General features: G+C 70.4%; 13 protein-coding genes. 9 read left to right on the top strand and 4 right to left on the bottom strand.

All coding sequences use genetic code 11. The features are described from left to right. Positions 1-60 precede the first annotated feature (60 nt). The gene (locus AQI88_RS32750; RefSeq protein WP_208615971.1) at positions 61-1,041 is read left to right on the top strand and encodes an ATP-binding protein; all 981 of its coding nucleotides are present in this window, start codon (positions 61-63) and stop codon (positions 1,039-1,041) included. A 6-nt stretch (positions 1,042-1,047) separates the two neighbouring features. Here AQI88_RS32750 and AQI88_RS32745 read toward each other — a convergent pair whose 3' ends face one another. Then, the gene (locus tag AQI88_RS32745) at positions 1,048-2,310 is read right to left on the bottom strand and encodes a polysaccharide deacetylase family protein (protein WP_067006140.1); all 1,263 of its coding nucleotides are present in this window, start codon (positions 2,308-2,310) and stop codon (positions 1,048-1,050) included. Positions 2,311-2,647: 337 nt separating this feature from the next. Here AQI88_RS32745 and AQI88_RS32740 point away from each other — a divergent pair, with 337 nt between their 5' ends. The 6 genes from AQI88_RS32740 (at position 2,648) to AQI88_RS48015 (ending at position 10,609) form a co-directional block, all read left to right on the top strand. Next, positions 2,648-4,960 carry a bifunctional SulP family inorganic anion transporter/carbonic anhydrase gene (locus AQI88_RS32740; RefSeq protein WP_067006138.1) on the top strand — a complete coding sequence of 771 codons (2,313 nt, stop codon included), beginning with the start codon at positions 2,648-2,650 and terminating at the stop codon, positions 4,958-4,960. A gap of 116 nt (positions 4,961-5,076) precedes the next feature. Then, positions 5,077-7,032 carry an acetate--CoA ligase gene (acs, locus tag AQI88_RS32735; protein WP_067006136.1) on the top strand — a complete coding sequence of 652 codons (1,956 nt, stop codon included), beginning with the start codon at positions 5,077-5,079 and terminating at the stop codon, positions 7,030-7,032. Positions 7,033-7,367: 335 nt separating this feature from the next. Then, complete coding sequence (gene nhaA, locus AQI88_RS32730) at positions 7,368-8,825, top strand: Na+/H+ antiporter NhaA (protein WP_067006411.1); 1,458 nt, start codon at positions 7,368-7,370, stop codon at positions 8,823-8,825. A gap of 55 nt (positions 8,826-8,880) precedes the next feature. Beyond that, complete coding sequence (locus tag AQI88_RS32725; protein WP_067006134.1) at positions 8,881-9,369, top strand: phage holin family protein; 489 nt, start codon at positions 8,881-8,883, stop codon at positions 9,367-9,369. After that, positions 9,366-10,301, top strand: coding sequence for an alpha/beta fold hydrolase (locus AQI88_RS32720; protein WP_067006132.1), 936 nt, complete (start codon positions 9,366-9,368; stop codon positions 10,299-10,301). The genes AQI88_RS32725 and AQI88_RS32720 overlap by 4 nt, the downstream gene beginning before the upstream one ends. Before the next feature lie 128 nt (positions 10,302-10,429). Further along, positions 10,430-10,609, top strand: a complete 180-nt coding sequence (locus tag AQI88_RS48015; protein WP_079057961.1) for a hypothetical protein — start codon at positions 10,430-10,432, stop codon at positions 10,607-10,609. Positions 10,610-10,625: 16 nt separating this feature from the next. Here the strand turns inward: AQI88_RS48015 and AQI88_RS32715 are convergent, their stop codons facing one another. From AQI88_RS32715 to nth, 3 genes are all read right to left on the bottom strand, one after another. Continuing rightward, positions 10,626-11,825 (bottom strand): MarP family serine protease, encoded by a 1,200-nt coding sequence (locus tag AQI88_RS32715; protein ID WP_067006130.1) that lies wholly within the window; start codon positions 11,823-11,825, stop codon positions 10,626-10,628. 141 nt (positions 11,826-11,966) lie between these two features. Then, entirely contained in the window at positions 11,967-12,662 is a 696-nt protein-coding gene (locus AQI88_RS32710) for an NUDIX hydrolase (protein WP_067006128.1), read from the bottom strand. A gap of 52 nt (positions 12,663-12,714) precedes the next feature. After that, complete coding sequence (gene nth / locus AQI88_RS32705) at positions 12,715-13,713, bottom strand: endonuclease III (RefSeq protein ID WP_067006126.1); 999 nt, start codon at positions 13,711-13,713, stop codon at positions 12,715-12,717. A gap of 275 nt (positions 13,714-13,988) precedes the next feature. Between nth and AQI88_RS32700 the strand changes: the two genes are divergently transcribed. Both AQI88_RS32700 and AQI88_RS32695 read left to right on the top strand, forming a co-directional pair. Continuing rightward, on the top strand, positions 13,989-14,663 hold the full coding sequence (locus AQI88_RS32700; protein ID WP_018547939.1) for a Crp/Fnr family transcriptional regulator: 675 nt from the start codon (positions 13,989-13,991) through the stop codon (positions 14,661-14,663). A 96-nt stretch (positions 14,664-14,759) separates the two neighbouring features. Then, on the top strand, positions 14,760-15,581 hold the full coding sequence (locus tag AQI88_RS32695) for a nucleotidyltransferase domain-containing protein (RefSeq protein ID WP_067006408.1): 822 nt from the start codon (positions 14,760-14,762) through the stop codon (positions 15,579-15,581). Positions 15,582-15,593: the final 12 nt, after the last annotated feature.

Raw genomic sequence — 15,593 nt, 5'->3', positions numbered from 1 at the left:
GAGTGGTCTTCTTCACTCCGACTGACACATACAGCTATCAGCTGACTACCCTTGGTGAACATGAAAATTGCTTTCGTCGGGAAGGGTGGCAGCGGCAAGACCACGCTCTCCTCCCTCTTCATCCGCCACCTCGTGGCCGCCGGCCGACCGGTGGTCGCCATCGACGCGGACATCAACCAGCACCTCGGCCCGGCGCTCGGTCTCGAGGAGCCGGAGGCGGCCGCGGTGCCCGCCATGGGCGAACGGCTGTCGCTGATCAAGGACTACCTGCGCGGCTCCAACCCGCGCATCGCCTCAGCCGCCACGATGATCAAGACGACCCCGCCCGGCGAGGGTTCGCGGCTGGTCCGGGTGCGGGAGCCCAACCCGGTGTACGACGCCTGCGCGCGCCCGGTGGAACTCGACGGCGGCGCCGCCCGTTTGATGGTCACCGGCCCCTTCACCGACGCCGACCTGGGAGTCGCCTGCTACCACTCCAAGACGGGAGCGGTGGAGCTGTTCCTGAACCACCTCGTCGACGGCCCCGACGAGTACGTCGTTGTCGACATGACGGCCGGTTCGGACTCCTTCGCCTCCGGCATGTTCACCCGCTTCGACATGACGTTCCTCGTCGCCGAGCCGACCCGGAAGGGGGTCTCCGTCTACCGCCAGTACAAGGAGTACGCCCGCGACTTCGGCGTCGCCCTGAAGGTCGTCGGCAACAAGGTCCAGGCGCAGGACGACATCGACTTCCTCAGGGCAGAGGCCGGCGACGACCTGCTCGTGACGGTCGGGCACTCGGACTGGGTGCGCGCCATGGAAAAGGGCCGTCCGCCCCGGTTCGACCTCCTGGAGGAGGCCAACGCCCGTGCCCTGCACACCCTGCGGGCCGCCGCCGACGCCAGGTACGAGGCGCGCGACTGGGAGCACTACACACGCCAGATGGTGCACTTCCACCTGAAGAACGCCGAGGCGTGGGGCAACGAGCGCACCGGGGCCGACCTGGCTGCGCAGGTCGACCCCGACTTCGTGCTGGGCGAAAGCGTGGCAACTCCCGTCTGACACCTCCTACTTGTCGGCCGGTGCCCCGGGTACACCCTTCGGCGCCGGGGCCGGGCGGCCGGAGAGGAAGGACGCCCAGCCCTGCCGGGGCGCCTCGCCCACGTCCAGGGTCCGCAGCTTCGCCAGTGTCTGCGGGTCCTGGGCATCCAGCCAGTCGACGAGCTGGTGGAAGGAGACACAGCGCACCTCGGACTTGTTGCACACCTCCTTCACCACCTCGTCGATGGCACGCATGTAGGTGCCGCCGTTCCAGGACTCGAAGTGGTTGCCGATGATCAGGGGCGCGCGGTTGCCGTCGTAGGCCCGGTAGAAGCCCTTGAGCAGGCCGTCGCGCATCTGGTCGCCCCAGTAGTCGAACTTGTCGGGGTCGCCCTGGGTCTGGGTGCCCGACTGGTTGATCATGAAGTTGTAGTCCATGGTCAGCTGCTCATAGGTGTGCCCGGGGAAGGGCACCAACTGCATCGACACGTCCCACAGGCCCTGCTTCTTCTTGGGCCAGACCTGGTCGTTGACTCCGCTGGAGTCGTAGCGGAAGCCCAGTTGGCGGGCCGCCTTCATGAAGTTCTTCTGCCCTTCCAGGCAGGGGGTCCGGGCGCCGATCAGCTCCTTGTCGTAGTCGAAGGGCAGCGGGGCCGCCTTCTTCATCTCGGTGTTCGTCCTCCAGGACTTCACGAACTCCTTGGCCTGGGCGATCTCGCTCTTCCACTCCTTGACCGACCACTCGCCGACCCCGCCGTCGGTGCCGCAGAAGTGGCCGTTGAAGTGGGTGCCGATCTCGTTGCCCTCCAGCCAGGCCAGCCGCACCTGCTTGAGGGTGTCGGCGATGCCCTGCTCGTCGTTGAAGCCGATCTCCGAGCTGCCCGGCGAGTGCTGGGGCGGCCGGTAGAGGTCGCGCTTCTCCTCCGGCAGCACGTACACACCGCTGAGGAAGTACGTCATCGTCGCGTTGTTCTCCTTGGAGACCTTGCGGAAGTGAGAGAACAGCTTCTGGCTGTCCTCGCCCGCGCCGTCCCAGGAGAACACCACGAACTGCGGGGGCTTCTGACCTGGCTTCAGCCGCTCGGGGCTGGGCAGATGCGGCTGCGCGCCGGTGTAGGCGGTGGACCCGTCGCCGATCAGACGAAGCACGCTGTTGGGTGCCGGTGCCCCCTTCTGCGGCCCGGACGGCCCTTCCTCCGTTCCGCCGGAGCCGGTCGCGCAACCGGCGAGCGACGCGGCACAGGCCGCGGCGGCCATGGTGCCGGCGGCGATCCTCTGGGTGGCGGCCATGTTCCGCTCACCTTCTTCCTTCTCTCAGGCAAACGCTGACGAGGGCGTTTTCTGGCGATATGCCGGGTTGTACCGACAGCGCCGCCAAGGTCGCACGGGACCGAGAAGGAATTAATACGACAAGCCGATGAAATGACTGCTTCGCCAAGAGGGGTGAACGATTACTCCATTTGCCCCGAAAAGTTATGCATGCCCTTTACTCTGCATTACGGTTCATTTACCAAGCGTTGATTCCATCCCGCCGCTGCACGCCGTGACCCCACGGCCGCGACCGAGCCCCCGCCCCCGACGGGGAACCACCCAGTCCGCGACCGCGCCGCCCGGAGGAGACGGGACCATGTCAGCCTGCGCACCCCCTCGCACCCAGCACCCCCACTCGCCGCACAGCCCCCCGCCGGCCCCGCGGCGCCCCTTTCGCATCGAGGGCGCCGATCTGTCCGCGTCCATCGCGGTCTTCCTGATCGCCCTGCCCCTGTCCCTCGGCATCGCCCTCGCCACCGGCGCCCCGCTCCAGGCCGGCCTGGTCGCCGCCGCCGTCGGCGGACTCGTCGCCGGACGGCTCGGCGGCAGCCCACTGCAGGTCAGCGGCCCCGCCGCCGGACTCACGGTGGTCACCGCCGACCTGATCCACCACTACGGCTGGCAGGCCACGTGCGGCATCACCGTCCTCGCCGGGCTCGCCCAACTAGGCCTCGGCGGCCTGCGCGTGGCCAGCGGTGCGCTCGCCGTCAGCCCCGCCGTGGTGCACGGCACGCTCGCCGGTATCGGCGTCACCATCGCCGTCGCCCAGCTGCACATCGTCCTCGGCGGCAGCCCGGACAGTTCCGTCCTCGCCAACCTGCACGCCCTGCCCGCCCAGTTGGCCCACCTGCACCCGGCCGCCGTGTCGATGAGCGCGCTGACCCTGACCCTGCTGCTGGCCTGGCCGCGCATCCCCGGCCGTGCCGGACGCCTCACACGCAGGATCCCGGCCGCCCTGGTCGCCGTCGCCGGGGCCACCGCCACCGCCGCGCTGACCGCGCTGACCCTGCCCCGGGTCGACCTGCCGTCCTGGCACAGCCACGCCCTGGCCTCGCTGCCCGAGGGGCCGGTGCTCGGCATCGCCGCCGCCGTGCTCACCACCACGCTGGTGTGCAGCGTGCAGTCGCTGCTCGGCGCGGTCGCCGTGGACAAGCTGGTCGCCGCCCGGCCCGGGCCCGGGGCCCCCATCGGCCGCTCGGACCTGGACCGCGAGCTGCTCGGTCAGGGCGCCGCCAACATCGTCTCCGGAACACTCGGCGGACTGCCGGTCGCGGGAGTGGCCGTGCGGAGTTCGGCGAATGTGAATTCCGGTGCCGTGAGCCGGAACTCCACGATGCTGCACGGCGTTTTCGTAGTAGTCGCCGCGCTGCTGATGGTCCCGCTCCTGGAGCGGATCCCGCTCGCCTCGCTCGCCGCCCTCGTGATGGCCGTCGGCATCAAGATGGTGTCCCTGCACCACATCCGCACGGTGACCCGCCACCGTGAAGTGCTGGTGTACGCCGCCACCACACTCGGCGTGGTGTTCCTCGGCGTCCTGGAGGGCGTGGCCCTCGGGGTCGCCGTGGCGGTCGCCCTCGCCCTGCGCCGCCTCGCCCGCACCCGCATCACGCACGAAGAGAAGGAAGGAGTCCATCACGTACATGTACGCGGCCAGTTGACGTTCCTCGCGGTGCCTCGGCTCAGCAGAGCCCTGCATCTCGTACCCCAAGGCGCCTACGCCGTCGTGGAGTTGGACGGGTCGTTCATGGACCACGCGGCGTACGAGTCACTGCAGGACTGGCAGAGCGCCCACACCGCGCGGGGCGGTTCCGCCGAGCTGACGGGCCGGCGCAGCGGAGTCCGGACCGCCGATCCGGCCCCCTCCGCCGTGTGCCGCTGCCGTCCCTGGACGCCCTGGCGCAACCACCAGACCTGCTTCCCGGACACAGCCGTCGCACCTGTCGCCCATGAACTCGCCCGTGGCATCAGCTCGTTCCAGCGGAACACCGCCCCGCTGGTGCGGGAGGAGCTGGCGCGGCTGGCGCGGGAAGGGCAGCGGCCCTCGCAGCTCTTCCTGACCTGTGCCGACTCCCGGCTCGTCACATCGATGATCACCTCCAGTGGTCCCGGCGACCTGTTCGTCGTCCGCAACATCGGCAACCTGGTGCCGCCGCCGGGCAAGGAGCACGGCGACGATTCGGTGGCAGCCGCCATCGAATACGCGGTGGAGGTGCTCAGGGTGCGGTCCATCACGGTGTGCGGGCACTCCGGGTGCGGGGCGATGCAGGCGCTGTCGACCGCCGAGCCCGGGGGTGCGGCGACGCCGCTGGGGCGGTGGCTCAGGCACGGGCTGCCGAGCCTGGAGCGGATGACCGGCGACCGGCACACGTGGCCCCGGCTGGCCGGGCGGGCACCTGCCGACGCGGTGGAGCAGCTGTGCCTGACCAACGTGGTCCAGCAACTGGAGCACCTGCGGGCGCACGCCCCGGTCGCGCGGGCCCTGGCGGCCGGCGCGCTGGAGCTGCACGGGATGTACTTCCACGTCGGCGAGGCGCAGGCCTACCTGCTGGGCGGCACGGCAGACGGCCCGGTGTTCGAGGGCGTGAGAGACGATATGAGAGGAGCGCACGAGGAACGCAGTCCTGCATGAGCGACCCATCCCAGACAGGTCTAAACCAATTTCGCCGTCGACCCTTGTCATCGGCCCCCCGCGTCTGATGAGCTGTGGCCTGGGACACAACGGACACCCTGGGAAAGGGAGATGTCGTGAGCAACGAAAGCCTGGCCAACCTCTTGAAGGAGGAGCGACGCTTCGCGCCGCCGGCTGACCTGGCCGCGAACGCCAACGTCACGGCCGAGGCGTACGAACAGGCCAAGGCTGACAGGCTCGGCTTCTGGGCCGAGCAGGCCCGTCGGCTGACCTGGGCCAAGGAACCGTCGGAGACACTGGACTGGTCGAACCCGCCGTTCGCGAAGTGGTTCAAGGACGGCGAGCTGAACGTCGCGTACAACTGCGTGGACCGGCATGTCGAGGCGGGCCTCGGGGACCGGGTCGCCATCCACTTCGAGGGTGAGCCCGGCGACAGTCGAGCGATCACCTACGCGGAGCTGAAGGACGAGGTCTCCAAGGCGGCCAACGCCCTGCTGGAACTGGGGGTCCGCAAGGGCGACCGGGTCGCCATCTACATGCCGATGATCCCTGAGACGGCGATCGCGATGCTGGCCTCGGCCCGTATCGGCGCCGCCCACTCCGTGGTCTTCGGCGGCTTCTCGGCGGACGCGCTCGCCACCCGCATCCAGGACGCGGACGCCAAGGTCGTCATCACCTCCGACGGCGGCTACCGGCGCGGCAAGCCGTCCGCGCTGAAGCCGGCCGTGGACGACGCGATCGCGCGCGTGGACAACGTCGAGCACGTGCTGGTGGTGCGCCGCACCGGGCAGGACGTGGCCTGGAACGACGAGCGGGACGTCTGGTGGCACGAGCTGGTGGAGCGGCAGTCCGCCGAGCACACCCCGGAGGCGTTCGAGGCGGAGCACCCGCTGTTCATCCTCTACACCTCCGGTACGACGGGGAAGCCGAAGGGCATCCTGCACACCTCCGGCGGCTACCTCACGCAGGCGGCGTACACGCACTGGGCGGTGTTCGACCTCAAGCCGGAGACGGACGTCTTCTGGTGCACGGCGGACGTCGGCTGGGTCACCGGGCACTCCTACATCGTGTACGGGCCGCTGGCCAACGGCGCGACGCAGGTCATGTACGAGGGCACGCCGGACACCCCGCACCAGGGCCGGTTCTGGGAGATCGTGGAGAAGTACCGGGTCACGATCCTCTACACCGCGCCGACCGCGATCCGTACGTTCATGAAGTGGGGCGACGACATCCCCGCGCAGTTCGACCTGTCCTCCCTGCGGATCCTCGGCTCCGTGGGCGAGCCGATCAACCCCGAGGCGTGGGTCTGGTACCGCAAGCACATCGGCGCCGACCGGACGCCGGTCGTGGACACCTGGTGGCAGACCGAGACCGGCGCGATGATGATCTCGCCGCTGCCCGGGGTGACCGAGGCCAAGCCCGGATCGGCGCAGCGCCCGCTGCCCGGCATCGCCGCGACCGTCGTCGACGACGAGGCGAACGAGGTGCCCAACGGGGGCGGCGGCTACCTGGTCCTCACCGAGCCGTGGCCGTCGATGCTGCGCACCATCTGGGGCGACGACCAGCGGTTCCTCGACACCTACTGGTCGCGGTTCGAGGGCAAGTACTTCGCCGGTGACGGCGCGAAGAAGGACGAGGACGGGGACATCTGGCTGTTGGGCCGGGTGGACGACGTGATGCTGGTGTCCGGGCACAACATCTCCACCACTGAGGTGGAGTCGGCGCTCGTCTCGCACCCGTCGGTCGCCGAGGCGGCCGTCGTCGGTGCCGCCGACGAGACCACCGGCCAGGCCATCGTCGCCTTCGTCATCCTGCGCGGTACGGCGTCCGAGGACGACAAGCTGGTCGGCGAGCTGCGCGACCACGTCGGCACCACGCTCGGCCCGATCGCCAAGCCCAAGCGGATCCTGCCGGTGGCGGAGCTGCCGAAGACCCGCTCGGGCAAGATCATGCGCCGGCTCCTGCGGGACGTGGCCGAGAACCGGCAGCTCGGTGACGTCACCACGCTGACCGACTCCGCGGTCATGGACCTCATCCAGGCCAAGCTCCCGGCGGCGCCGAGCGAGGACTAGGCCGTACGGCACGAGGGCCTGTCCGGCGGATCAGGCCGGCTCCAGGCAACGGTGCCTCATCAGCGCAGGTGAGCGGGGCCTGGTGCGCACAGATGTGCGTGCCAGGCCCCGCGATTCCGGCAGGATCCGCCGGACAGGCCTAGGGGCGCCCGGCGGCGAGCACGCCGGGTGCCCCTTTTGCACATCACGCGCATAACGTACGGATCACCGGATGCATCCCGCGGCAACTTTAGGTAAACTAAGCAAAGCCCTCAACGCGAAACGATCCTCAAGGTGTGCCGGGAAGTCTGGTCGGCAAGTGCTCCGTCCTGCCCACCGACCCGGAGGTCCCCGCCGTGGCCGCGCCCCGCAACACCGCGCCCCGTATCCCGAGCACCGCCCGCAAGGCACTCGGACGCCTGTCCCTGCCCGAGCGGACGTTCGTCGCGGATGCGCTGCGCACCGAGACCGTCGGCGGCGTCCTGCTCCTCATCGCGGCGGTCGCGGCACTGATCTGGGCGAACATCCCCGCGCTGCGCCACAGCTACGAGTCGGTCAGCCACTTCCACTTCGGCCCCGACACCCTCGGCCTGAACCTCTCCGTGGCCCACTGGGCCGCCGACGGCCTCCTCGCCGTGTTCTTCTTCGTCGCCGGCATCGAGCTCAAGCGCGAGCTGGTCGCCGGGGACCTGCGCGACCCCAGGGCGGCCGCGCTGCCCGTGGTGTCCGCGCTGTGCGGCATGGCCGTACCGGCACTCGTCTACACCCTCACCAACCTCACCGGCCACGGCTCCACACAGGGCTGGGCGGTGCCCACCGCCACCGACATCGCCTTCGCCCTCGCCGTCCTCGCGGTCATCGGCACCTCGCTGCCCAGCGCCCTGCGTGCCTTCCTGCTGACCCTCGCGGTCGTCGACGACCTCTTCGCGATCCTGATCATCGCGATCTTCTTCACCGACCGGATCAGTTTCCCCGCGCTCGGCGGAGCCGTCGCCGGACTGGTGATCTTCTGGCTGCTGCTGCGCAGGGGTGTACGCGGCTGGTACGTGTACGTGCCACTGGCGGTCGTGATCTGGGCGCTGATGTACAACAGCGGCGTGCACGCCACGGTCGCCGGCGTCGCGATGGGCCTGATGCTGCGCTGCACCACCCGCGAGGGTGAAGAGCACTCGCCGGGCGAGCACATCGAACACCTGGTGCGGCCGCTGTCGGCCGGCCTCGCCGTACCGCTGTTCGCGCTGTTCAGTGCCGGTGTGTCGATCTCCGGCGGGGCGCTCGGGGACGTGTTCACCAAGCCGGAGACGCTCGGGGTGGTCCTCGGGCTGGTCGTCGGCAAGACGGTCGGCATCTTCGGCGGCACCTGGCTGACCGCCCGGTTCACCCGCGCCTCGCTCAGCGAGGACCTCGCCTGGGCCGACGTCTTCGCGGTGGCCGCCCTCGCCGGGATCGGCTTCACCGTCTCGCTGCTCATCGGCGAACTGGCCTTCGAGGGCGACGCGGTGCTGACCGACGAGGTGAAGGCGGCCGTCCTCGTCGGATCGCTGATCGCGGCCCTCTGTGCGACGGTGCTGCTGAAGATACGCAACGCCAGGTACCGCGGGCTGTGCGAGGACGAGGAGCGCGACGAGGACCGGGACGGCATCCCGGACATCTACGAGCAGGACGACCCCGCCTACCACCTGCGGATGGCGAAGATCTACGAGAACAAGGCGGCACAGCACCGGCGCATCGCCGCCGAGAAGGCCGTCGCGGCGCGCCACGGGCTTCAGGAAGTGCCGGGCGGGGCAGGCGAGGAGGACGGTCGTCCGGCATGATCTGACGAGACGGTACAAAACTAGACGGCAGACAAGACCTCAGAGGGAGAACGCGATGAGCGCACCCGACGGCAGCCCGGTCGGCGCCGAACGCAGCATCGGCCAGCTGTTCGCCTCGGCGACGACCGAATTGTCGGCGCTGGTGCACGACGAGATCGCGCTGGCCAAGGCCCAGCTCAAGCAGGACGTGAAGCGCGGCGCGATGAGCGGCGGCGCGTTCTCGGTGGCCGGCGCGGTGCTCGTGTTCTCCCTTCCGATGCTCAACTTCGCGCTGGCGTACGGCATTCGCACCTGGAGCGGCTGGAACCTGGCCGTCTGCTTCCTGCTGTCCTTCGCGGCGAACGTGCTGATCGCCGGGTTGCTCGTGCTGATCGGCGTGGCGTTCGCCAAGAAGGCCAAGAAGAGCCAGGGCCCGCAGAAGGTCGCCGCGTCGATGAAGGAGACGGCGGGCGTCCTGCAGAACGCCAAGCCGCATCCGCGCCCGGAGCTGCCGCAGGACCGGGCTCCGGAGGCCATCGAGGCTGTGGCACGCTCGTCGTCATGACGGAGCCCGCCGCCGCGTCGGCCGTACGGATCGAACTTCCCCACGGGGAGAAGGTGACGCACCGGGATGTCGCCGCCAACGGCGCGCGCTTCCACATCGCCGAGCTGGGCGACGGCCCCCTGGTGCTACTGCTGCACGGCTTCCCGCAGTTCTGGTGGACGTGGCGGCACCAACTGGTCGCGCTCGCCGACGCGGGCTACCGGGCGGTGGCCATGGACCTGCGGGGTGTCGGCGGCAGCGACCGCACCCCGCGCGGGTACGACCCCGCCAACCTCGCCCTGGACGTCACCGGCGTGATCCGCTCGCTCGGCGAGCCGGACGCCGCGCTGGTCGGCCACGACCTGGGCGGCTATCTGGCGTGGACGGCCGCGGCGATGCGGCCCAAGCTCGTACGACGGCTCGCGGTCGTCTCGATGCCGCACCCCCGGCGCTGGCGCTCCGCGATGCTGCGGGACGCCCGGCAGACGGCCGCCAGCTCCTACATCTGGGGGTTCCAGCGGCCGTGGATCCCCGAGCGGCAGCTGACCGCCCACGACGGCGCGCTGGTGGGCCGGCTGATCCGGGAGTGGTCCGGGCCGCGGCTGCCGGAGGACAAGGACGTGGAGACGTACCAGCGGGCCATGTGCATCCCGTCCACCGCGCATTGTGCGATCGAGCCGTACCGCTGGCTGGTGCGCTCGCTGGCCCGCCCCGACGGCATCCAGTTCAACCGCAGGATGAAGCGGCCGGTGCGGGTGCCCACGCTGCATCTGCACGGCTCACTGGACCCGGTGACGCGCACGCGCAGCGCGGCCGGCTCGGGCGAGTACGTCGAAGCCCCGTACCGCTGGCGCCTGTTCGACGGACTCGGCCACTTCCCGCACGAAGAGGATCCGGCGGCTTTCTCCACCGAGCTGATCAACTGGCTGAAGGATCCCGAGCCCGATCGGTGACCGGGTCGGTGCGTGGAGTATCCGGTTCCTGGACACTTGTTCCCCGAACGGCCACATGCCTGCCGCATAGGCCAATTGGGGGGCGCGCAGGCGGTTATCGACCTTGGGGCAGGGGCACACGTCGGGGTATGGGCTGGACGCACGACTACAGTGACGCACCCCGCAACCGCCGTTCCGCAGCCGGGCCGGGCTCCTCGCAGCGAGGCGCCCCGCAACTGGCGGGGGCGGAGCTGAGGGTGGGGATTCCGCGCATTCTGCGCCGCCGGGCCCGCTGGGTCTCCGTACGCCTGCGTCACCCGCGCGGCTGAGCCCCCTCCCCGAGGATCACAGGGCGCAGCTGTCCGTGCCCACCTGCTCGTTCGCCGTACGCCCGCGGGCGATGTCCTGCTGGATCTCGTCCGCCGTGAGGGCGTAGCCGGTGTCGGCGTCGTCGAGGGACTTGGCGAACACCACGCCGTAGACCTTGCCCTCGGGCGTGAGCAGCGGGCCGCCGGAGTTGCCCTGACGGACCGTCGCGTACAGGGAGTAGACGTCGCGGCGGACCGTGCCCCGGTGGTAGATGTCCGGGCCGTTGGCCGTGATGCGCCCGCGCACGCGCGCGGCGCGGACGTCGTACGAGCCGTTCTCCGGGAAGCCCGCGACGATCGCGCCGTCACCGCCGGCCGCGTCCCGGGTGGAGAACCGGAGGGCATTCGCCTTCAGGGCCGGTACGTCGAGGACGGCGATGTCGCGCTTCCAGTCGTACAGGACGACCTTGGCGGCGTACCTGCGGCCCTCCCCGCCGATCTGCACGGAGGGCGCGTCGACGCCTCCGACGACGTGCGCATTGGTCATGACGCGGCGCTCGGCGAAGACGAAACCGGTGCCTTCCAGGACCTTGCCGCAGCTCTGGGCGGTGCCGGTGACCTTGACGATGGACCGCTGGGCACGGGTGGCGACCGGGCTGCGCGCCAGGGCCGGGTCGGGCGGCCGGACGTCGGTGATCGGCTCGTTGGCGAAGGGGCTGAAGACCTGCGGGAAGCCGTTCTGCGCGAGGACGGAGGAGAAGTCGGCGAACCAGGTGTTGGCCTGCGCGGGCAGCGCCCGGGAGACACCGAGGAGCACCTTGGAACCGCGGACCTCCTTGCCGAGCGTCGGCAGGGTGGTACCGGCGAGGGCGGAGCCGATCAGCCAGGCGACGAGCAGCATCGCGACGACGTTGACCAGGGCGCCGCCGGTGGCGTCCAGGGCGCGGGCCGGGGACCAGGTGATGTAGCGGCGCAGCTTGTTGCCGAGGTGGGTGGTCAGGGCCTGGCCGATGGAGGCGCAGACAATGACGACGACCACGGCGACGACGGCTGCGGTGGTGCCGACCTCCGCGTTGTCGGTCACGGCGTCCCAGATGACGGGCAGCGTGTACACGGCCACGAGACCGCCGCCGAGGAACCCGATCACCGACAGGATGCCGACGACGAAGCCCTGGCGGTAGCCCACGACCGCGAACCACACGGCCGCCACCAGCAACAGGATGTCCAGCACATTCACCGCTTCAGGCCTCGCCTATTCACTCCGGTCCCAGCAGCTCGGCCGGGGGTCCGGGGCTCCGCGGCGAAGCCGACCCTGTCACAGGACCCGGAAGAACACAGCTCACAGCACCCGGAAAAACACAGCACGGACGACACCCTGTCATGACCGCCAGTCGAGCGGGACCTGCTTCTCCCTGTCCCAGGGGCGCTCCCAGCCCGCGTAGTGCAGCAGGCGGTCGATCACTCCGGCCGTGAAGCCCCAGACCAGGGCCGATTCGACCAGGAATGCCGGACCTCGGTGGCCGCTGGGGTGGACGGCGGTGGCGCGGTTGACGGGGTCCGTGAGATCCGCCACGGGGACCGTGAAAACGCGGGCGGTCTCGTTCGGATCGACGACGCCGACCGGGCTGGGCTTGCGCCACCAGCCGAGCACGGGCGTGACGACGAAGCCGCTGACCGGGATGTAGAGGGCGGGCAGGACGCCGAAGAGCTGGACGCCGGCCGGGTCGAGCCCGGTCTCCTCCTCGGCCTCGCGCAAGGCGGCTCTGAGCGGTCCCTCGGTCTTCGGGTCACCGTCCTCGGGGTCGAGGGCGCCGCCGGGGAAGGACGGCTGGCCGGCATGGGAGCGCAGGGAGCCGGAGCGCTCCATGAGCAGCAGCTCGGGGCCGCGCTCGCCCTCGCCGAACAGGATCAGCACGGCCGACTGGCGCCCCGAGCCGTTCTCGGGCGGCAGGAAGCGGCTGAGCTGGAGCGGCTCGACCGTCTCCGCCGCCCGCACCACGGGGTCCAGCCAGCCCGGCAGGCCCTCCTTGCGCAGCGCCACCGGGCCGTCGTGCGTGTCGTGCGTGTACGTCATCGCCACCCCCGTCCTGCCGTGTTCAACGCCCGAGGGCATGGAGATCGTTCCGTCATCCGGCCCCCAGCGGCGGCGCCGGCCTGCCGCCTGCGTCGAGGTAGGCCTGCGGGGGCTTCAGGCGCTGGCCCGGGAAGCCGCCCTTCTCGTACTTCAGGAGCTTCTTCGCCTTCTCCGGGTCGGTCTCGCCCTCGCCGTAGGCCGGGCAGAGCGGGGCGATGGGGCAGGCTCCGCAGGCGGGCTTGCGGGCGTGGCAGATACGGCGGCCGTGCCAGATCACGTGGTGGGACAGGTCGGTCCAGTCGCTCTTGGGGAACAGTGCGCCGACGGCCGCCTCGATCTTGTCGGGGTCGGTCTCGCCGGTCCACTGCCAGCGCCGGACCAGCCGCTGGAAGTGGGTGTCCACGGTGATCCCGGGCCGCCCGAAGGCGTTGCCGAGCACGACGAACGCGGTCTTGCGGCCGACGCCGGGCAGCTTGACGAGGTCCTCCAGGCGGCCCGGCACCTCGCCGCCGAAGTCCTCGGCGAGGGCCTTGGAGAGCCCTATCACCGACCTCGTCTTCGCCCGGAAGAAGCCGCAGGGGCGCAGGATCTCCTCGACCTCCTCCGGGTTGGCGGCGGCGAGGTCCTCGGGGGTGGGGTACTTGGCGAAGAGCGCCGGGGTCGTCTGGTTGACGCGCAGGTCGGTGGTCTGGGCCGAGAGCACCGTGGCGACCACCAACTGGAAGGGGTTCTCGAAGTCCAGCTCGGGGTGGGCGTACGGGTAGACCTCGGCGAGTTCGCGGTTGATGCGCCGGGCGCGGCGGACCAGGGCGGTGCGGGACTCGTTCGCCGGGGGCTTCACGGCGATCTTCTCGGCGGGCGCTGCCTTCTTGGCGACGGCCTTCCCGGCGACGGCCTTCTTGGCTGCGACCTTCTTGGCAACGGCCTTTTTGGCCGGGGCGGCCTTTTTGGCGGACACGGTCTTCTCGGCAGGCGTAACCTTCTTGGCAGGAGCAACCTTTTTAGCTGTTTTGCCTGTTTTCCTATTACCGCCGAGGACCTGTTCGCCCACAGCGGAATCACGTCGTACAACCACCCGCCCAGCCCCCTTGTCCCGTGCTCTCACCGGCGATTTGGACACCCGGCCAGCCTAAAGCCCGGCACCGACATCCGCCCCGGACCCGGAAGATCAGCCCCCGATTGGACCCCTGCCGCTTACCTCGGGACACCCGTGCGGCATCCTTGTGACAGATCACACTGTTTGGACCGTCCGGCAAAATGGGGAACACGGTCCCCTGGCACACGGGGGAGCAAGATCCCCTGAGCAGGTCGACAAGGAGAGAACTCGTGGACGACGTTCTGCGGCGCAACCCGCTCTTCGCGGCTCTCGACGACGAGCAGTCCGCGGAACTGCGCGCCTCCATGAGTGAGGTGACCCTCGCACGTGGCGACTCCCTGTTCCACGAGGGCGACCCGGGCGACCGGCTCTACGTCGTCACCGAGGGCAAGGTCAAGCTCCACCGCACCTCACCCGACGGCCGCGAGAACATGCTGGCCGTGGTGGGCCCCGGCGAGCTCATCGGCGAGCTGTCCCTCTTCGACCCGGGCCCGCGCACGGCGACCGCCACCGCGCTGACCGAGGTCAAGCTGCTGGGCCTGGGGCACGGCGACCTCCAGCCCTGGCTGAACGCCCGCCCCGAGGTGGCCACCGCGCTGCTGCGCGCCGTCGCCCGTCGGCTCCGCAAGACCAACGACGCCATGTCCGACCTGGTCTTCTCCGACGTCCCCGGCCGGGTGGCGCGCGCCTTGCTGGACCTCTCCCGCCGCTTCGGCGTGCAGTCCGAAGAGGGCATCCACGTCGTGCACGACCTCACGCAGGAGGAGCTGGCCCAGCTGGTCGGCGCCTCGCGCGAGACCGTGAACAAGGCGCTGGCGGACTTCGCCCAGCGCGGGTGGCTCCGCCTGGAGGCGCGGGCCGTGATCCTGCTGGACGTCGAGAGGCTGGCGAAGCGGTCGCGCTGAGGCCGACCCCGGGGGCTGCCGTCCCGGGCGCACACGGTGCCGTAGCCCCGTCGTAAATCACCTGTGCCGGCGCTCCTGACCCGGCACAGTGGCGCCATGGCCGGAACCGTTCCCCCCAAAGGTCTCGACGCCCAGGGCTTCATCAGGCGTGAAGGCTCCCTCGCGCGCGTGCCGCACGCGTTCCGCCCGGTCGTGGCCACCGCGCGCGACCGGCTGCTGGACGCCTTCGGCAGGCGGCTGCACAGTGCCTACCTCTACGGGTCGATTCCGCGCGGCACCGCGCGCGTGGGGCGCAGCGACCTGGATCTGCTGGTCGCCCTGCGCGAGGAGCCGGCCGACGCCGACCGGGAGGCCGTGCGCGCGCTCGGGGACTCCCTCGACCAGGAGTTCCGGCAGATCGACGGCGTCGGCACGCTGCTGTACGGCCGGGCGCGGCTGCTGAGCGACCTGGAGAGGTACGACCTGGGCTGGTTCGTCGCCTGCCTGTGCACGCCGCTGCTCGGCGACGACCTCGCCGAGTACCTGCCCCGCTACCGCCCCGACTCCCTGCTCGCCCGTGAGACCAACGGCGACCTCGCCCTCTGGCTCCCCCGCTGGCGCGAGCGGATCGCCGCCGCCGGGGACTCGGAGGCGGCCCTGCGGCCCCTGGTGCGCTTCATGTCCCGGCACCTCGTGCGCACCGGCTTCACCCTCGTCATGCCCCGCTGGAACGGCTGGACCAGCGACCTGCGGGAGATGGCCGAGGCGTTCGGCACGTTCTACCCGCAGCGGGCCGCACAGCTGCGCAGGGCGGCGGAGTACGGCTACGAGCCCGTCGGCACCCCGGACGTCCTGCGCTCGTACGTGGACGACCTCGGCCCCTGGCTGGCCACGGAGTACGCACGCGTGCACGGCATCAAAGCTCCCCGGCCGGACTAGACCGGACTAGAT

Source organism: Streptomyces cellostaticus, assembly GCF_001513965.1.
GTDB classification, from domain to species: Bacteria; Actinomycetota; Actinomycetes; order Streptomycetales; family Streptomycetaceae; genus Streptomyces; species Streptomyces cellostaticus.
Note: the sequence above shows the minus strand (reverse complement) of the source record. Positions and strands in the feature narration are given on the sequence as shown.